The 16,870-nt window shown below is 37.6% G+C and carries 21 protein-coding genes and 1 riboswitch; of the genes, 17 read left to right on the top strand and 4 right to left on the bottom strand.

The genetic code is table 11. From position 1 onward, the window contains the following. The first annotated feature begins 218 nt into the window (after positions 1 to 218). The 3 genes from nhaC to U9R83_RS06410 all read left to right on the top strand — a co-directional run bounded on the left by nhaC (position 219) and on the right by U9R83_RS06410 (position 2,989). On the top strand, positions 219 to 1,601 hold the full coding sequence (gene nhaC / locus U9R83_RS06400; RefSeq protein ID WP_014461063.1) for a Na+/H+ antiporter NhaC: 1,383 nt from the start codon (positions 219 to 221) through the stop codon (positions 1,599 to 1,601). A 293-nt stretch (positions 1,602 to 1,894) separates the two neighbouring features. Then, positions 1,895 to 2,776 (top strand): alpha/beta hydrolase family protein, encoded by an 882-nt coding sequence (locus U9R83_RS06405; protein WP_014461062.1) that lies wholly within the window; start codon positions 1,895 to 1,897, stop codon positions 2,774 to 2,776. Positions 2,777 to 2,863: 87 nt separating this feature from the next. Further along, the gene (locus U9R83_RS06410) at positions 2,864 to 2,989 is read left to right on the top strand and encodes a DUF6254 family protein (RefSeq protein ID WP_013082238.1); all 126 of its coding nucleotides are present in this window, start codon (positions 2,864 to 2,866) and stop codon (positions 2,987 to 2,989) included. 64 nt (positions 2,990 to 3,053) lie between these two features. On the opposite strand, the gene U9R83_RS06415 is transcribed toward U9R83_RS06410, so the two are convergent. Next, positions 3,054 to 3,773: a 3-ketoacyl-ACP reductase gene (locus U9R83_RS06415; RefSeq protein WP_226555836.1), complete on the bottom strand. Its 720-nt coding sequence runs from the start codon at positions 3,771 to 3,773 to the stop codon at positions 3,054 to 3,056. A 207-nt stretch (positions 3,774 to 3,980) separates the two neighbouring features. Here U9R83_RS06415 and U9R83_RS06420 point away from each other — a divergent pair, with 207 nt between their 5' ends. The 9 genes from U9R83_RS06420 to U9R83_RS06460 all read left to right on the top strand — a co-directional run bounded on the left by U9R83_RS06420 (position 3,981) and on the right by U9R83_RS06460 (position 11,734). Then, positions 3,981 to 5,579, top strand: a complete 1,599-nt coding sequence (locus U9R83_RS06420; RefSeq protein WP_328575173.1) for a spore germination protein — start codon at positions 3,981 to 3,983, stop codon at positions 5,577 to 5,579. Between the two features lie 24 nt (positions 5,580 to 5,603). Then, positions 5,604 to 6,803, top strand: a complete 1,200-nt coding sequence (locus U9R83_RS06425; protein WP_014461060.1) for a Ger(x)C family spore germination protein — start codon at positions 5,604 to 5,606, stop codon at positions 6,801 to 6,803. 11 nt (positions 6,804 to 6,814) lie between these two features. Next, positions 6,815 to 7,051, top strand: coding sequence for a hypothetical protein (locus tag U9R83_RS06430; protein ID WP_013055980.1), 237 nt, complete (start codon positions 6,815 to 6,817; stop codon positions 7,049 to 7,051). A gap of 22 nt (positions 7,052 to 7,073) precedes the next feature. After that, the gene (locus U9R83_RS06435) at positions 7,074 to 8,195 is read left to right on the top strand and encodes a GerAB/ArcD/ProY family transporter (RefSeq protein WP_115653349.1); all 1,122 of its coding nucleotides are present in this window, start codon (positions 7,074 to 7,076) and stop codon (positions 8,193 to 8,195) included. Between the two features lie 72 nt (positions 8,196 to 8,267). Next, positions 8,268 to 8,311, top strand: a riboswitch (PreQ1 riboswitch). Positions 8,312 to 8,538: 227 nt separating this feature from the next. Beyond that, positions 8,539 to 9,204: a 7-cyano-7-deazaguanine synthase QueC gene (gene queC / locus U9R83_RS06440; RefSeq protein WP_209368571.1), complete on the top strand. Its 666-nt coding sequence runs from the start codon at positions 8,539 to 8,541 to the stop codon at positions 9,202 to 9,204. Next, on the top strand, positions 9,204 to 9,644 hold the full coding sequence (gene queD, locus U9R83_RS06445; RefSeq protein ID WP_013055983.1) for a 6-carboxytetrahydropterin synthase QueD: 441 nt from the start codon (positions 9,204 to 9,206) through the stop codon (positions 9,642 to 9,644). The genes queC and queD overlap by 1 nt, the downstream gene beginning before the upstream one ends. Continuing rightward, entirely contained in the window at positions 9,637 to 10,368 is a 732-nt protein-coding gene (gene queE / locus U9R83_RS06450; protein WP_226555835.1) for a 7-carboxy-7-deazaguanine synthase QueE, read from the top strand. Before queD ends, queE begins: the two co-directional genes overlap by 8 nt. A gap of 98 nt (positions 10,369 to 10,466) precedes the next feature. Then, entirely contained in the window at positions 10,467 to 10,964 is a 498-nt protein-coding gene (gene queF, locus U9R83_RS06455; protein ID WP_013055985.1) for a preQ(1) synthase, read from the top strand. Positions 10,965 to 11,032: 68 nt separating this feature from the next. Further along, positions 11,033 to 11,734, top strand: a complete 702-nt coding sequence (locus U9R83_RS06460) for an NAD(P)H-binding protein (protein ID WP_013055986.1) — start codon at positions 11,033 to 11,035, stop codon at positions 11,732 to 11,734. Positions 11,735 to 11,767: 33 nt separating this feature from the next. On the opposite strand, the gene U9R83_RS06465 is transcribed toward U9R83_RS06460, so the two are convergent. After that, positions 11,768 to 12,001 (bottom strand): hypothetical protein, encoded by a 234-nt coding sequence (locus tag U9R83_RS06465; protein ID WP_014461053.1) that lies wholly within the window; start codon positions 11,999 to 12,001, stop codon positions 11,768 to 11,770. Positions 12,002 to 12,317: 316 nt separating this feature from the next. Next, positions 12,318 to 12,503, bottom strand: coding sequence for a YkvS family protein (locus U9R83_RS06470; RefSeq protein ID WP_013055988.1), 186 nt, complete (start codon positions 12,501 to 12,503; stop codon positions 12,318 to 12,320). A 307-nt stretch (positions 12,504 to 12,810) separates the two neighbouring features. On the opposite strand from U9R83_RS06470, the gene U9R83_RS06475 reads away from it, so the two are divergent. The 4 genes from U9R83_RS06475 (at position 12,811) to U9R83_RS06490 (ending at position 15,369) form a co-directional block, all read left to right on the top strand. Next, positions 12,811 to 13,656: a patatin-like phospholipase family protein gene (locus U9R83_RS06475; protein WP_182420751.1), complete on the top strand. Its 846-nt coding sequence runs from the start codon at positions 12,811 to 12,813 to the stop codon at positions 13,654 to 13,656. Between the two features lie 17 nt (positions 13,657 to 13,673). Beyond that, positions 13,674 to 13,868, top strand: coding sequence for a hypothetical protein (locus U9R83_RS06480; protein WP_013055990.1), 195 nt, complete (start codon positions 13,674 to 13,676; stop codon positions 13,866 to 13,868). Between the two features lie 147 nt (positions 13,869 to 14,015). Next, positions 14,016 to 14,342, top strand: a complete 327-nt coding sequence (locus tag U9R83_RS06485) for a hypothetical protein (RefSeq protein WP_014461050.1) — start codon at positions 14,016 to 14,018, stop codon at positions 14,340 to 14,342. A 313-nt stretch (positions 14,343 to 14,655) separates the two neighbouring features. Next, positions 14,656 to 15,369 (top strand): cell wall hydrolase, encoded by a 714-nt coding sequence (locus U9R83_RS06490; RefSeq protein WP_115653351.1) that lies wholly within the window; start codon positions 14,656 to 14,658, stop codon positions 15,367 to 15,369. A gap of 23 nt (positions 15,370 to 15,392) precedes the next feature. Here the strand turns inward: U9R83_RS06490 and U9R83_RS06495 are convergent, their stop codons facing one another. Continuing rightward, on the bottom strand, positions 15,393 to 15,752 hold the full coding sequence (locus U9R83_RS06495) for a YueI family protein (protein WP_014461047.1): 360 nt from the start codon (positions 15,750 to 15,752) through the stop codon (positions 15,393 to 15,395). Positions 15,753 to 16,427: 675 nt separating this feature from the next. On the opposite strand from U9R83_RS06495, the gene U9R83_RS06500 reads away from it, so the two are divergent. Next, complete coding sequence (locus tag U9R83_RS06500; protein ID WP_029325095.1) at positions 16,428 to 16,724, top strand: hypothetical protein; 297 nt, start codon at positions 16,428 to 16,430, stop codon at positions 16,722 to 16,724. Positions 16,725 to 16,870 lie beyond the last annotated feature (146 nt).

Below are 16,870 nucleotides of genomic sequence, written 5' to 3' on the forward strand. Positions count from 1 at the left end.
GTAAAAACATAAGAGGCATTTTGTACAATGATCTGCTTGGAGAGGGAATTAATATTAATAAGAAGAAAAGTGGAAACATGAGTGCAGAGCTTACCGTTGGATAAAATAAGTTATTGACAGCAAGAAGGATAAAAATTATACTCAAGAAGGTTTGCACTTAACTGCGTAAAAGCATAAAAGCGTTTAAGTGAAAAAGAAAGATAGAAAGGGAATACCTCATGAAAAAAGAAATTTCATTTATACAATCAATAGCGGTGGTTTTGGTGCTATTAGCTATTATTTTTGTTTCATTATTTATGTTAAAGCTGCCGCCTCATATTCCGCTAATATTTGGTGTAGCATTTATTAGTGTGATTGGCTTTTTGTTGAAATATAAGTGGCCAGAAATGGAGAAAGGAATTTTGGACGGTGTTAGACTTGGCATTAAGCCTATCCTTATTTTAATGCTGATCGGGATGCTCATTGCGATTTGGATGGTAGGAGGAACGATACCGACGATTTTATCCTACGGCTTCCACTGGATTTCACCGCAGTACTTTTTAATTAGTGCTTTGGTTATTACCGTATTAGTTTCAACATTTACAGGAAGTTCATTAACAACCGTCAGTACGGTAGGGGTCGCTTTATTTGGCGTAGGAACTGCTATTGGTGTACATCCAGGTCTAGCAGCGGGAATGATTGTTTCAGGAGCTGTGTTTGGAGATAAGATGTCTCCATTGTCTGATACAACAAATTTTGCCTCTGGTATCGTTGAAGTGCCGCTCCCTAAACATATTCAGCATATTACGTGGACGACGGTTCCAAGTATTGTCATTACCGCAATCATTGCATTGGTCATTGGGATGAACGGAAATCATGAAAGCGTCAATTACGGAGAAATTCAAGGAATTCAAGAAGCATTAAAGCATACGTTTAATTTACACGTGTTAACGTTGCTTTCTCCACTCTTAGTTCTTATTTTTTCGATGAGAAGAGTCGATGTATTGCCAACGTTAGTTTTAGGGATTGTAACGGCCATTATTACAGGAATGATTACACAGCATGAATTTACGCTGAGTCAATTGTTAGGGGTTCTTCAAAGCGGGCCGGCAATCGAGTCAGGAAATAAAGTAGTCGATGCGATTGTAAACAAAGGCGGATTACAGTCCATGATGTTTTCTATTTCTCTTATCATGATTGCCTTATCGCTAGGGGGATTGATGAGAGCAGTTGGAATTATTGATGCTTTATTAGAAGGATTAGCAAAACAAATCCGCCGCAGCGGAGACGTTATTTTTGCTACGCTTCTATCTTCAATTGGAGTGAACGTTATTACAGGAGAACAGTATTTATCAATTCTTCTGCCTGGGCAAACGTTTAAGCCGCTGTATGAAAAGTGGAACTTAGACCCAAAAAACTTATCACGAACGCTTGAAGACGGCGGAACGGTTATTAATGCTATCATTCCGTGGGGTGTCAGCGGCGCTTTTATTTCAACAGCATTAAATATTCCAGCAGCTGACTACGTTCCATTTACATTCTTTAGTATTTTATGTCCGATCTTTTCGGTTATTTTAGCATATACGGGCATTGGTATTGCCAAGAAAAAAGCTCAGTCTTAACTGGGCTTTTTTCTTTTTGAAAAAGGACAGGTAAAAAACGACAAAAAAAGTATGATTCCACTTTTCAAATCTATAATTTAATAATACAATTTACTATACGTCTTTCTTGTTCATGTGTTTGTATGAATTCTTATTTCTTTATAGATGAAGAAATTTTGGTTTTGCGTTATGATAAATAAGCTGTGTTGGCGATGGGATGAATGCCCTTTTTAGCAAACATTTAAGAAGGGTAAAGCCACATAAAAACACTCATTATAAAAGAGAAAAGATATTTATCGAGGAGAGGGTTTCTGTTGAAAAAATGGGGCATCATTGCATTAATCACTGTAGCTGTGCTCGGTGTGACAGCGGTTTTCAACCGAGCTGAAAGTGATGATGTAAATAAAGAAAAATTGAATTTATTATCGCCTTATTCAAATAAAGTAGATGTATATAGCATTACGTATCCTAGTGATAATTTAAAGATAAAAGGGTTTTTAGTACAGCCTAAAGACATTGCAGACAAACACTATCCGCTTTTAGTATATAATCGCGGAGGAAATCGCGAACATGGCATGATTCGCGCAAAAACACTTCAGTATTTGTCATACTGGGCAAGTAAAGGCTACGTCGTTGTTGCGACTCAATACAGGGGAAATGGCGGAAGTGAAGGAACAGAGACGTACGGCGGTAAAGATATTGACGACGTATTAAACCTTATTAAATGGGGAGAACAGCTTCCTTATGTAAATCACCAGCAAAAGGTAGCGCTAGGATATTCACGCGGCGGTATGATGACGTATTTAACGATGAAAAACGGCGTTAAATTTGATGCAGTTGTCGTACAATCAGGTATTACAGACATGTTTCAATTCTATGATCAAAGAGGGCCTGAAATGAAACAAGTGCTGCGGACAATTGTAGGAGATCCGGCGCAGTATCCAGAGAGGTATAAAAGTCGTTCTGTTGTCTATTGGAGCGATAAAGTAAATTCACCTCTTTTGATTTTACAGGGTGATCATGATCGTAAAGTTCATCACACTCAGGCTGAAAAGCTTGTGAAACAACTAGATGAGCAGGGAAAAGAATACAAATATGTACTGTATAAAAACGGAGACCATCCGCTAACTGCTTATTATGATCAATATAACGCGGAAATTGATAAATGGTTTAAAATACATTTAGCTAAGCAGTAAAGAAATTGGAAGCAGTTTTGATGAATGGAAAAGAGCAGCTTGTTTTATCCTACTACATGTAAGCATATAAAAAGGGGATGAAGCAAAATGACTCAGTCTAAAAGTCAAAAAGAGCGTCAGTGGAACGTACGAAAACAATCACAAAACCCATCGCATGGAAAAGTAAAATCTTTTGAAGAGCTATCGGAAGAAATCACGCCTAAACGTAAATAAGGTAACCATCATATAAAGGAAGACACAAAAAAGGAGAGCTGAAGCTCTCCTTTTTCTATGTTTTTTATGGATTTGTGGACCACATGCCCGCAGATTTGATAAAAATACGCGGATGCAGTTTTAATTGTGCTACCATAATTTCAGCTAGGTCTTCAGGCTGCATCACTTTATCAGGATTGCCATCCGTTAAGTTTTCTTTATATGCTAATTCCGTTGCTACTGTACTTGGTGTTAGCGCTGTTACACGAATATTATGTTTGCGCACTTCTAGCGCTAGAGATTCGGTTAAGCCGAGCACGCCAAATTTTGAAGCGCTGTAAGCACTTGTAACGGGAGCGCCTTTTTGACCAGCAGTAGATGAAATATTGATGATGTCTCCACCATTTTTTTCGATTAATTGAGGTAGAACAGCGCGCGTTACGTAGTAAACGCCCATTAAATTCACCTCAATGATTTGTTTCCACTCAGCTGGGTCTAGCTCTAAAAAGCTTCCGAATTTACCGATTCCCGCATTGTTGATTAAGATATCCGTTGCCCCTAATTTTGTATGTAGATGCTCAACTGCTGCGTTTACTTCTTCCATAGAAGAAACATCTGCTGTTGCATAAGCAACTTGTACATCAAATGCTTCTAGTTCAGAAGCAACAGCCTTTAAATCTGCCTCTGTACGAGCAATTAAACCGATATTTACGCCTTCTTTTGCTAATTCAATCGCAGTTGAACGACCGATGCCTTTTCCTGCTCCTGTAATAAGAGCTACTTTGCCTTTAAGTGATTGTGCCATGTATAGACTCCTTTCAATGTTCCGCATAAACATTCTTCATAATAACAAAGAATTATTCATTACTATCCTATAGAAATGCACAAATGATGTCAAAAATAAAGATTATTAAAATGGCTTCAAGTATAAATTTCCTTTTCATACAAAAACTATAGAGACTAAAAAGAAGAAATTCCGTTTCTTTTCGTTCAATGTAGTGGAGGATGAGCAATGCGTATAAAAAAACTATCTGAGTTAACGAATAAATCCAAACAGCGGAAAGAAAAAGCTGATGAATCGAAGGACTCTAAGAAAACGAGTGCTTCTTCTACACAGGAAGAGCAGAAATTATCGGAGAGGGTGGGAGATAATTTATCCCGCATGAAAAAAGCACTGGGACAGAGCACGGACTTAGTTGTGCGAGAGTTTCGAATTTCGATTGAAGAAAAATTCACTTTAGGCCTTGCTTACATCGACGGATTAGTAAATAAAGACGAAGTTGAACACTATGCGCTGGACTCCATTATGCACTATCACGATGAACATTTAACACATGATGATGGCATCGTTAATATGTACGAATTGATTAAAAGCTATAGTTTGGCAGCGGGGGAAATCATGGAAGCAAAGACATTGGATGATGCTCTTCTTCATGTGTTATCAGGAGATACCGTGCTGTTTTTAGAAGGGTATCAAACGTGTATTGTGGCAAGTACAAGAGGGTGGAGAGACAGGGCTGTTTCTGAACCACAATCTCAGACCGTTGTAAGAGGGCCTCGAGACAGCTTCACAGAAACACTGCGAACGAATACCGCATTGATTCGGCGCCGAATAAAATCTCCAAAACTTTGGATTGAATCTCAGCAAATAGGAGAGTTTACAAAAACGGATATTGCGCTCGTTTATATAGACGGCATTGCGGATGAACAGGTTATTCAAGAGGTAAAGGAGCGTCTTTCTAAAATTGATATAGACGGTATTTTGGAGAGCGGATATATCGAAGAGTTGATTCAAGATGAAGATTATACACCTTTTCCTACTATGCATAACACGGAGCGTCCAGACTCCGTGGCAGCAGGTCTTTTAGAGGGGCGAATAGCGATTCTAGTAGACGGTACACCTTTTGTATTAATGGTTCCTGCCCTATTTATTCAATTTTTTCAAGCGGCCGAAGATTATTACCAGCGCGCAGATATTAGTACATTGATTCGCTTAATGCGCTACATGGCATTTTTCTTAGCCCTTTTAACACCTTCTGCTTATATTGCTTTAACTACTTTTCATCAAGAGATGCTTCCTTTTGCTTTGTTAATTAGTATTGCAGCTCAAAGGGAAGGTGTTCCTTTTCCTGCTATTATTGAAGCGTTTATTATGGAAATCACGTTTGAAATTTTACGAGAAGCAGGAGTCCGATTGCCTCGAGCAGTAGGTTCAGCTATTTCGATTGTGGGAGCACTCGTTTTAGGAGAAGCCGCCGTACAAGCGGGATTAGTTTCACCTGCAATGGTTATCGTTGTATCCATCACAGCTATTAGTAACTTTGTGTCACCTGTGTATGATATGGCTATTGCAGTAAGGATGCTGCGCTTTATTTTAATGGTTTTAGCAGCTACTTTTGGCCTATTCGGTATTATCCTTGGTCTAATTTTAATGATTTTACATTTATGCAGCTTAAGGTCATTTGGAGTCCCTTATATGACACCTATGGCTCCATTTGTGAAGCGTGATCAAAAGGATGTTCTAATTAGACGTTCGATCAAAAAAATGAAAACAAGGCCAAAGCTTATTAACGAGAAGAATATTTCACGTCAAAAGACGCAAAAAAACTAAACTGTGTAAAGGTGGCCGTTTACTATGAAAGCATTTCTAATGTTATGTATCTGTTCATTGCTATTAAGCGGCTGCTGGAGCAGTCGAGAGTTGAATGAACTAGCCATTACGGTTGCTGTCGGAATTGATAAAGCAGAAGATGGCATCATTGTTACAGTTCAGCTGATTAACCCTGGTGATATTCAGGCCAAAACCCCTACAAACGGGCCTTCTGTTACGACATTTTCTATTAAGGCTTCGTCTGTAATGGAAGGGTTAAGAAAAATAACGACAAAATCCCCGCGGAAAATTTATCTTTCTCATTTACGAATGCTCGTCATTAGCGAAAGTATGGCGGAAGACGGTATTGCTGAAGTGCTTGATTTCTTTGCTCGGGATCATGAAGTGCGTACCGATTATTTTGTTGTTATTGCTAAAAACACGAAAGCATCGAGCGTGCTGAACGTATTAACAACAATCGAAAAAATACCAGCTAACCATATGTTTGCTTCATTAGACGTGTCACAGCGTATTTGGGCACCTACTAGAGGAGTAAAGTTAAATGAACTGATCAGTAATTTAACCAGCGAAGGAAAGCAGGCGGTGTTATCAGGAGTATTGTTAAAAGGCAATGTGAAAAATGCAGGAGATATGTCTAGCATTTCTCGCACCAATCTTTCCACTCTGCTCAATTTCAAAGGATTGGGTGTCTTTCAAAATGATAAGCTTATCGGCTGGTTCAATGAAGACGAAAGTAAAGGATATAACTATATTACAGGAAATGTAAAAAGTACGTTAATTGTTATTCCATGCGAAAAAAAAGAAAAACAGCATGATATCATCGGAGTAGAAATGCTTCGAACGAATGTGAAGGTAACCGCTTCTATGAAAAATCATAAACCTCATATTCACGTTGATTTAAAAGGAGAAGCGAACGTGGCTGATGTAGAGTGTCAAGTGAATTTACAGGACCCAGCTGTAATCAATATGCTCGAAAGAAAAACAGCAGCCGACGTAAAAGAAAAAATGAATGATGCAGTAGAAAAAGCTCAAAAAAACTATAAAAGCGATATCTTCGGTTTTGGCGAAGCGTTTTACAGACAAGATGTAAAGAGATGGTACAAAATGAAAAGAGACTGGAACAGAATTTACGCAGAGGATTTAACCGTCGATTTAGATGCAAAAGTTCAAATCCGTCGCTTAGGCACGTTAAATAACTCATACATGAAGCAAATGAAGCATTAAGGAGAAAGAAAATGGAGGGATTTATCGCCTTACTCGTACTGCTTGCTTATTTGACTAAAAAAATCATGATCAACTTCCGAAAGGAAAAGTATTACCGTGAAATAGTCGTCTACCTTTGTCTCATAGGTTTGGGTCTATTCTTTTGGGGAGCGATTACACTCCGTAAAGAAGTTCCTACGCCTCTGTACTTTTTAGAGGCACTAATTAAGCCTCTTACTAGAACCGTTCATCATCTGTTATTCACGTGAGCATGTAGGAGAGAAGGGGTGTATGATGCAGATAAAAGAATTTATTACTCCGAAACAACTTCTTTTTCTCATTTATTTTTTTTGTATCGGAAGCGCTATTTTGGCAGTTCCAGCTACGTTATTAGAAACGAATAGACAAAATGCCTGGGTATGTAGCGTACTTGCTATTGGCTTAGCCCTTTTAATTGTTGCGGTGTTGTTATGGCTGATGCACCGTTACCCTCAGCAAACGTTCATTGAAATAGCTAAAAAGGCGCTAGGTCCTTACGCCGGAGCGTGTATTTCTCTTATTTACATTTTTTTTATGTTCATTCAATCTACGTTTTCCCTTCGAGATATCAGTACATTTATGACGACGCAAATTGTCCCTGAAACGCTGCCTACGTGGATTCATGCTCTTGTTCTTTTAGCTGTTATATACGGAGGGTATCTAGGTATTGAAGTGATAGCGAGAACCGCGGAAATCTTTTTACCGTGGATCGTCGTACCTTTTTTATTGTTAATTTCGTTAAATATTCCTCAGATGAAACTGGATCGTCTTTACCCTTTGTTTGAATTCCGCATGGATGATTTAGTGTTAGGGACCACGTATTTCTTAGGAAATCCGTTTATGGAATTGATTTTTGTGCTAATGATTACGCCTCATATAAAAGATGGAAAAAAGGTAAAAAGAATGATTGTAATTGGTACTGTGGCATCGGGTTTGACGATTACGATTGCAGTTGCGGCTTGTATATTAGCTCTTGGCGCGAATATTGCATCAATGCACAGCTACCCAGTTTATTTATTAGGAAAAATGATTTCGTTAGGTGCAACGATTCAGCACGTTGAAGTATTAGTAGCTATTATTTGGATGTTATCTATCTTTTTTAAAGTTGTCATTGTGTTCTATGCTATTCAGTTAAGTATCGTCCAATTATGTAATTTACGGGTGCGCAATTTTTTAAGCTTTCCTTTAGGTCTAATCATTACAGGCGTGGCGTATTACATTATTCCAAATACAGCATACTTCAATTATTTTGAAAAATATTACTGGCCGTTTTATTTACTTGTACTAAGCGTCTGTTTTCCGTTGTTATTTATTGCGCTTTCTTATATAAAGAAAAATAAGGTAGCTAAAGGCGATAGAAGCCAACAAACATAGCATTATTTATACGCATGTGGTATAGTATACGATGACAATTCAAGAAGAAACGCCGTACACGTTTGTATATGTACGGGAGAGGTTCGAAAACTCCCTCTATAAAAAACTAAGATCATCGTTGATGACAAAAGACACGGTTTTAGCGTGTCTTCTTTCACGTGCTTTTCTATTAACACGTCTTTTTGACGTGTTTGGTAAGGACGTGTATCTTAGTTGCTTTTTAGGGAGATTGCTGGAAAAGAGCAGTCTCTTTTTTGTGTTATAAAATTAGTCACAAAGGGAACGAACGGTTCAATAAAGTTTCTTCTTCTTTTGATTTCAATCAAAAAGGAGACGAACAATAATGATGAAAAATGAAAAAGCGATTGTTGTATTTAGCGGAGGTCAAGATAGTACAACATGTCTATTTTGGGCTTTGAAAAACTTTAAAGAAGTAGAAACGGTTACTTTCCAATACGGTCAGCGTCATAGTCAAGAGATAGAGGTAGCAAAAGCTATCGCAGCTGATTTAGGTGTGAAGCATACCGTCCTAGATATGTCACTTTTAAATCAATTAGCACCAAATGCCTTAACGCGAGATGATATTGAGATCGAGCAAAAAGAAGGAGAGTTGCCTACAACGTTTGTGGATGGCCGCAATCTGTTATTTTTATCATTTGCAGCCGTACTGGCTAAAAACAGCGGAGGCCGTCATATCGTAACAGGCGTTTGTGAAACTGATTTTTCGGGATATCCAGACTGTCGAGATGTATTTGTGAAATCGTTAAACGTCACGCTTAATTTATCAATGGACTTCGAGTTTGTGATTCACACGCCGCTTATGTGGATTGATAAAGCAGAAACGTGGGCGTTAGCGGATGAGCTAGGAGCGCTTGAATATGTGCGTAAAAAAACATTAACGTGCTACAACGGTATTGTTGCTGACGGATGCGGTGAATGTCCCGCATGTCAATTACGAAAGCGTGGGTTAGATCAATATCTGCAAACAAAAGAAGGAGGAGAGAAATAATGCTGCAACAAATGTATCCTCAAGTATTCCATGACTATGAATATGAACTGAACAAAGATATGCAGTTTGCTGCGGCACATTTTGTTCCTCACACAGAAGCAGGAAAATGCCGTCAAGTTCATGGACATACGTACTTTGTAAATCTAACTGTTGCCGGAGATACATTAGACGAAGCGGGCTTTTTAGTAAACTTTGCGCTATTGAAAAAAATTGTTTCTGGTCAATTTGATCATACATTATTGAACGATCATTCTATCTTTAACGAAGAAAATCCAAATGATTTTCCTACAACTGAAGTTGTTGCTCGTAAAATTTATGAGTTGGTTCAAGAATATCTAGACACACTACCAAATAAGCCTTCTTGCGTACAAGTATTCGTGCGGGAAACGCCGACAAGTTACGTAGTTTACCGCCCAAAGAAGGTGAAAAAACGTGGCTAATACAATTCCAGTACTTGAAATATTCGGACCAACGATTCAAGGAGAAGGGATGGTTGTAGGGCGTAAGACGATGTTTGTTCGTACCGCAGGCTGTGATTATTCCTGCAGCTGGTGTGATTCAGCTTTTACATGGGATGGATCAGCTAAAAACGATATTCGTCAGCTAACAGCAGAACAAATTTGGACGGAGCTAAAAGAAATTGGAGGAGAGTGCTTTGATCACGTCACCATTTCTGGAGGAAACCCTGCGCTTATCAAGGCGATTGGTTCACTTGTAGAGCTTTTGCACAGTCATGGGGTAAAAGTAGCTCTTGAAACACAGGGAAGCCGTTATCAGGATTGGTTCCTAAAGATCGACGATTTAACGATTTCTCCTAAGCCTCCAAGTTCATTGATGAAAACAGATTTCTCCGTATTAGACGATATTATAGAGACATTAATAAAGGAAAAACGCATGGCGCATATAAGCATAAAAGTCGTTGTATTTAATGATGAGGACTTTGAGTATGCAGCGTCTGTTCATGAACGTTATCCTAAGGTTCCATTTTTTGTTCAAGTAGGAAACGAGGACTTAACGACAATCGATAATGCGTCGTTAACACAAGAATTGCTTAAAAAATATGAGTGGTTAATCGATAAGGCAGTGGCAGCTAAAAACATGAACGATGTAAGAGTTCTGCCGCAGGTTCACGCCCTTGTTTGGGGAAATAAACGAGGCGTGTAAGCGCATAGCAAAAAATTTACAAAGAAAAATAAAAACAGATATATACAAAATAAAAAAACGCTGTTAGAATGACAATCGTAGAAAGAGAGGAAATGCAAATGAGCGGTCGAAAAGATGAAGAATTAGAAGGTGTATCACTCCTTGGAAATCAAGGAACAAACTATTTGTTTGAATATTCACCAGAGATTCTAGAAGCATTTGATAACAAACATCCAAATCGTGATTATTTTGTGAAATTCAACTGTCCGGAATTTACGAGCTTATGTCCAAAAACAGGTCAGCCGGATTTCGCAACCATTTATATTAGTTACATTCCAGATGAAAAAATGGTGGAAAGCAAGTCGTTAAAGCTTTATTTGTTCAGCTTCCGTAACCATGGAGATTTCCATGAAGACTGTATGAACATTATTATGAATGACTTAATTAAACTGATGAATCCAAGATATATTGAAGTATGGGGAAAATTCACACCACGCGGCGGGATTTCAATTGATCCATATACAAACTATGGCCGTCCCGGTACGAAGTATGAAGAAATGGCTAATTATCGCCTAATGAATCATGATTTATACCCAGAAACAATTGATAATCGTTAATTCGAACAAACAGGTTGTGTATGCAACCTGTTTTCCATTGCAAAAACAACAGGTGAGAAGGTGAAAGAATGTCACAGAGATCAGCATTAGTATTAGGTGCAAGCGGACTTGTTGGTCAAGAACTTTTAAAAATGTTATTAAGCAACAGCTTATATAACCATGTGACAGTGTTTGTTCGAAAAAAGCTACCAATCGAACACACAAAGCTACGTCAGCTTGAAATTGATTTTTCAGAGCTTGATAAGCACGAAGAATGCTTTGCAGTTGATGATGTATATTGCTGTTTAGGCACGACAATGAAAAAAGCAAAAACAAAAGCGAAATTCATTAAAGTGGACTACGAATTTCCTTTAAAAGCGGCTAAATGTGCAGAAAAATATCGCTGCAAAAACTTTTTAACGATTACAGCAATTGGTGCTGATCTTCGTTCGCCATTCTTTTACAGTAAAGTAAAGGGGCAAGTAGAAGAAGATATCGCAAGCTTGTATATCCGTTCTACTCACTTTTTCCGCCCATCGTTATTATTAGGCAAGCGCCAAGAGTTTCGCCTATTTGAAAAAATTGGGGGATACACGTTGAAGTCGTGTTCATTTTGCCTTGTAGGAAAGTGGAGAAAGTATCGTCCAATTAAAGCGTATAACGTAGCCAAATCGATGATGAAAGCTGCTCTTGAAGATAAATGTGGCGTTCATGTACATGAAAGCCAAGACATTTATACAGGTGAATGCTATTATTCGTTTACCAACGGCAAGCGAGTATTATCAAAATAAAGAAAAGCCTCTTCATAAGAAGGGGCTTTTTTTCTATCTACCGTCACCATCCGCATCTCCATCTCCACCGCTCTCTCCATCGCCATCATGATTGTGGCTAGAAGCAGATTCACTCCAGCTTGTGTAAGAGTTAGAATCTTCTTCGGCATAATTCATGGGTTCAACGGATGTTTTTTTATTTGAAGTTTGTTTGCGTTTAAAAACGAACTGCACGATGAAAAAAAGAATGACGATAAGAGCAACGATAAACAATACAGTATCAAACATGCTAGTAATTCCTTTCGGTAAGAAGATAGTAGTAACTTGTTCTTATTGTCACACGAAAATAAGCCCCTTTCAAGAAAAAATGGGGCCTGTTTTTGTTTCTTTAAGGAAACTTTTTTTGTCTCAGCCATATATTATTGTATAAAGAAACATTTTAGAAAAGAGGGAGTACAGTGAAAAAAAGTTCAAAGGATGTTAAGGTGCAACAGTATATTTACCTCATGTATAAACTGGGGATTATTACAGAAGAACAAAAGAATCAATTCTTTCAAAACCAATAAAAAAGCAACCGCTTTTGCTTTCCGGCTGCTTTTTTCCTTTACATAGCTGGATTAATAATGGTGTAGTTTTTGTGGTTGACAACAGTTCGCTGTTCTAAGTCTAAATCGCGGTAGTTCGTCATGTAAGTCAAATCCACAATCACGGAGTTTTCATTTACTTTTTCGACAATGCCCTGTAGGCCATTTTTAAATTCTATCAAGTTTCCTACCTCTGCTATTTTCATGATTCATCGCTCCTTTGTTTTAAATTAGTTCATTATTAATTTTTGCAATAATTTTAATTTTAAAAATAGTAAAACTAGTTAGCGTTTTCTTTTTTACAATTTTGCCTTAAAACTGGGAATTAGTAAAGGGTTTTTTGAAAAAATATAAAATAAAATTGAAAAAATAAGTAAAATGTGCTGAGAAATAAAAGGAATTGGTAGCTTTAACGAAAGAGAGAAGCAGGACAGTTCCATCTTTGTTCATCTTTCGTTATAATAAACGAGGTATAATCTTGTCATAAATTATAAGAATTAGAAGGTGTAGAAATTGAAAGATACTGGACTTGTGCTCGAAGGAGGCGGTATGAGAGGCCTTTATACAACTGGAGTTTTAGATTACTTTATGGAAAGAAATCTGTACCTTCCGTATGTAATTGGCGTTTCAGCCGGCGCTTGTCATGCCACTTCTTATTTATCTAGACAAATAGGAAGAAGCCGCAAAGCTAATTTAGATTTTTTAGAGGATCCTCGCTACTTGTCGTGGAAAAATTATTTTAAAACAAAAGAGATATTTGGAATGGATTTCGTTTTTGATGAAATTCCTAATCAGCTTCTTCCATTTGACTTTGAGGCATTTGCTGAGCGTACAGAGAAGCTTGTAGTAGGAGCAACGGACTGCGTGACGGGAGAACCCGTTTATTTTGATGAGTATGACCGGGACATTTTGACAGCGGTTCGCGCTTCTAGTTCCCTTCCATTTTTAGCACCTGTCGTTACATATAAAGGAAAAGAGCTGTTAGACGGAGGAATCAGTGATCCGATTCCAATCAAAAAAGCAGTGCAGGATGGATATCGAAAAAATATTGTTGTGCTAACGCGAAACGAAGGATATCGAAAAAAGAAATCAAATATGCTTTGGTTATTGAAACGCAAATATCGTCATTATGATGGGTTGACTCGTGCGCTTGAGAACCGCTATAAATTGTATAATGAAACATTGTCATATATTGAAGAACAGGAAAGACAGGGGAATATCTTTGTGATTCGTCCGCAAACCCCTCTTGTAGTAGGGCGAATTGAGAAGAATCGTGAGCGTCTCGACGCACTTTACAACCAAGGATATAAAGAAGCTGAAGCTCAATTTGCATCTCTGCAAAATTGGCTGAACAATTAAAAGCGAGGTGAAACTGAATGGATGAACAAACAGCAATAAACATGTTGAATGAGTTAAGTGAAGGAAAAGTAACCGAAATTAAAGTTAAAAAAGAAGACTTTCTTGCTTTTCGTCCTTTTTTAGTAAATCGCCCTGATTTCAAACATTTTCGTGGAATAGCCGGACGCGGTGGAGATTTCACCTATACGTATCTAGAAATTCCTAGGAGCTAAACGAAATGATGGCATTATTTGATTATGCCTTATATAATGGATGTATGAGCCTGTACAGTAGAGAATATACTGTTACAAGTGCTTGTGCGTTTATTTAGTAGCGTACGGTAAGAGCGAATAAACGTGTTTAGTTATAGGAGGGATATTATGGATGAGTTTCGAAAAAGTACAGCACCTTTTTATTTTGCAGATCATATATGGAAAGATAAAAATGGAATGACGACTTATGGGATGCTGTTAACGAACCGGCCCGAAGATGACGGGGACTATGACCTCCATTCGTTATTAGAAGAAGCATATGTAGATCATAAAAAAATTCTAATTACTACTGTTTACGACAACAGTGAACAGCAGTTGACCGGATACGTGATACATTTAGCAGATGATCAAGACGTCTTTACGTTTATGGATGATACGGGTGCTAAGCTAGTGATTGATTTCTATGACGTTGTAGAAATTGAGATTGAAGATTAAAAAGAGCTGAATGTTGATTACAACATTCAGCTCTTTTCATGTAAAAGCAGATGAATTTAGATGTTTACTATGAGAAGAAAAAGGGAAATACAATTGGAGAAATTTCTGATTAAACTGAAATAAAGCGGGAAAATATACCTGTATTTTAGAAAAATTACCGTGATTATGACAAAAAATAAGGTACAATGTCATATTTGTGTTCCGAACGTAATTTTGTTCATTAAACTTAAAGAAATGTAATTGAATCGTTCGGTGAAACCCCTATATAGCTATGATAGAGTAATACCATACGAAATTTCAGGAGGTATTACCTATGAAACATAGTTATATGAAATCAATGGTAGTAGCATGTTTAGCTACTCTTTCATTTATAGGTTTTAATGCAACAGCTACGGCTGCAACTAATTATAAAGTAGTCAAAGGCGATAGTCTTTGGAAGTTAGGTAAAAGATATAGTGTAACAATTGACGATATTAAAAAATTAAACAATCGTCAAGGAGATATGATTTATATTGGTGAAACATTAGCTATTCCGAGTAAGACAAAAGTGCTGGCTGCTGAAACAACGGAACCTTCAACGGCAGCACCGGCTCATACGGCTAAGCCAGAACCAAAACCAGAAGTCCAACCTGCAGAGCAGGAAACACCTGCAGTTTCGATCTCTGCAAGTGAAAAAGATTTATTAGCTCGCTTAGTAGAAGCTGAAGCAAAAGGCGAATCGTATGAAGGAAAAGTAGGGGTAGCAACAGTGGTGTTAAACCGTGTAGATTCTCCGAAGTTTCCAGATACGGTAACAGGAGTTATTAAACAAGTTGTCGGAAAAGCATACGCTTTTTCACCGGTCCAAAACGGATCAATTAACAAACCTGCTTCAGAAGATTCGAAAAAAGCAGTAGAGCAAGCATTGACTAGAAAAGATCGTTTAGATGATTCCATTTACTTTTATAATCCAAAAACAGCTACCGATAACTGGATTCGTTCACGTGCTGTAATTAAAACAATTGATCATCATGTATTTGCTAAATAAAAAAGAGCCGGCTGGGCTCTTTTTTAGTCTAAAAAGATATCTCGTTCCAAACTGCCTTCAGAACCCGTTAAAACTAGACCAATATCGGTATCAGCTTCTAAGTTCTGAACGATTGTAAAAGGCACTTTATGTTGGTTAGCCGCTTGAATATAGGGGGAGAGGTATGAATAAGACAAGGAGCCATTTAAAAACAAATGACCGTCTTTCACTTTTTTTAAAAGAGGCTTTATTTTTGCTGCATCCTTTTTCATGACTTGCCCCTTTTTTAGCGCAATTTCAATATTCTCACGTAGAGCAGTTAAGAAATATCTTCTTTCGTCTCTTTTTGTTTCCTTTGCTCCGTACATTCCTCGTTCTAAGTATTCTTCTAGTTGATCAGACATTGCGTCACTTCCTTTCGTTATAAACTATAAACGATTATGGCTATAAGTAAAAGGGAGAGGAAAAAAGGAAAATCACTGTGCTATATCACCTGTTTTTTTGCTGAGTACAAAGAAAAACAAAAAATGTGTTGAAATTTAGCCTAAAATATTGTTTAATGTAAATAGATAGAAAATCATATCGGTTTTTTATTAAAGGTTTGTAAGCGATTACAGATATACATACATAGCAGCGTTTGGGGAGACGCTCCTATGATTTTATGTTCAAAGCGCATTGTATAAAAAGGGGATTATATAGCTTTAGGGCATATACGGTCAAGCAAAGGGTCAGATAAATTAATAAAAAATCGCTATGTATTTTCATAAGAAGAACGGTCAACATTTTTGTTGAGCGTTCTTTTTATGCTTTCATATTATGTTTATTTCTCATTGCAGCAGCTGCTGAAAATTATAAAGGTGCATTCCTCGTTTCATCTCTCTTATTTTACATAAGCTACATGTAGTATGTTTCAAATCCTTAAAAAATATATGTTTGTACGCTTGTTTAATCCTAATGAGGTGGTAGAAAAGGAATATTTTTTAAGAAATAACAAAAAAAGAGGCGATTGCCTATGCAAGAAGTAGGTGAATAACATATGTAATAAAGAGAATGAAATATAATTTGAGGAGGCATGTATCATGCAAGAATTTGATATTAATGACATAAGAAGACCATTCGGTGGTTTTGGAGGATTTGGAGGCTTTGGTCGTCCAGGATTCGGTTTCGGTCGCCCAGGTTTTGGTTTCGGTCGTCCTGGTTTTGGCTTTGGCCGTCCGGGGTTCGGCTTTGGCTTTGGTCGCCCTTGGGGTTGGGGCTTTGGAGCTCCATTTCTTGGAGGATTAGTTCTTGGAAGTGCACTAGGAGGTCCAGGTTATTACGGTTATCCAGCCCCATATTATCCGCCGTACCCACCATATTATCCTTATTATTATTAAAACAGTGAGCGCTGATAAAGCGCTCTTTTATTATGTCCAATCCAAGGTATATATAGAATGAATGCAAGACGTTACGTTTAGAAAATGATAACAGTTTTAAATAAGGAATGAACGCTTAAGCTAAAGGAGACAAGTTTTCCTTGCAA

This window comes from Priestia sp. LL-8, from assembly GCF_036227845.1.
GTDB lineage: Bacteria > Bacillota > Bacilli > Bacillales > Bacillaceae_H > Priestia > Priestia zanthoxyli.

What these genes read in the sequence shown, in the direction of transcription:
- nhaC (WP_014461063.1), top strand. Translation starts at nt 219, where the DNA reads ATGAAAAAAGAAATTTCATTTATACAATCAATAGCGGTGGTTTTGGTG.
- U9R83_RS06410 (WP_013082238.1), top strand. Translation starts at nt 2,864, where the DNA reads ATGACTCAGTCTAAAAGTCAAAAAGAGCGTCAGTGGAACGTACGAAAA.
- U9R83_RS06415 (WP_226555836.1), bottom strand. Translation starts at nt 3,773, where the DNA reads ATGGCACAATCACTTAAAGGCAAAGTAGCTCTTATTACAGGAGCAGGA.
- U9R83_RS06420 (WP_328575173.1), top strand. Translation starts at nt 3,981, where the DNA reads ATGCGTATAAAAAAACTATCTGAGTTAACGAATAAATCCAAACAGCGG.
- U9R83_RS06425 (WP_014461060.1), top strand. Translation starts at nt 5,604, where the DNA reads ATGAAAGCATTTCTAATGTTATGTATCTGTTCATTGCTATTAAGCGGC.
- U9R83_RS06430 (WP_013055980.1), top strand. Translation starts at nt 6,815, where the DNA reads ATGGAGGGATTTATCGCCTTACTCGTACTGCTTGCTTATTTGACTAAA.
- U9R83_RS06435 (WP_115653349.1), top strand. Translation starts at nt 7,074, where the DNA reads ATGATGCAGATAAAAGAATTTATTACTCCGAAACAACTTCTTTTTCTC.
- queC (WP_209368571.1), top strand. Translation starts at nt 8,539, where the DNA reads ATGATGAAAAATGAAAAAGCGATTGTTGTATTTAGCGGAGGTCAAGAT.
- queD (WP_013055983.1), top strand. Translation starts at nt 9,204, where the DNA reads ATGCTGCAACAAATGTATCCTCAAGTATTCCATGACTATGAATATGAA.
- queF (WP_013055985.1), top strand. Translation starts at nt 10,467, where the DNA reads ATGAGCGGTCGAAAAGATGAAGAATTAGAAGGTGTATCACTCCTTGGA.
- U9R83_RS06460 (WP_013055986.1), top strand. Translation starts at nt 11,033, where the DNA reads ATGTCACAGAGATCAGCATTAGTATTAGGTGCAAGCGGACTTGTTGGT.
- U9R83_RS06465 (WP_014461053.1), bottom strand. Translation starts at nt 12,001, where the DNA reads ATGTTTGATACTGTATTGTTTATCGTTGCTCTTATCGTCATTCTTTTT.
- U9R83_RS06470 (WP_013055988.1), bottom strand. Translation starts at nt 12,503, where the DNA reads ATGAAAATAGCAGAGGTAGGAAACTTGATAGAATTTAAAAATGGCCTA.
- U9R83_RS06480 (WP_013055990.1), top strand. Translation starts at nt 13,674, where the DNA reads ATGGATGAACAAACAGCAATAAACATGTTGAATGAGTTAAGTGAAGGA.
- U9R83_RS06485 (WP_014461050.1), top strand. Translation starts at nt 14,016, where the DNA reads ATGGATGAGTTTCGAAAAAGTACAGCACCTTTTTATTTTGCAGATCAT.
- U9R83_RS06490 (WP_115653351.1), top strand. Translation starts at nt 14,656, where the DNA reads ATGAAACATAGTTATATGAAATCAATGGTAGTAGCATGTTTAGCTACT.
- U9R83_RS06495 (WP_014461047.1), bottom strand. Translation starts at nt 15,752, where the DNA reads ATGTCTGATCAACTAGAAGAATACTTAGAACGAGGAATGTACGGAGCA.
- U9R83_RS06500 (WP_029325095.1), top strand. Translation starts at nt 16,428, where the DNA reads ATGCAAGAATTTGATATTAATGACATAAGAAGACCATTCGGTGGTTTT.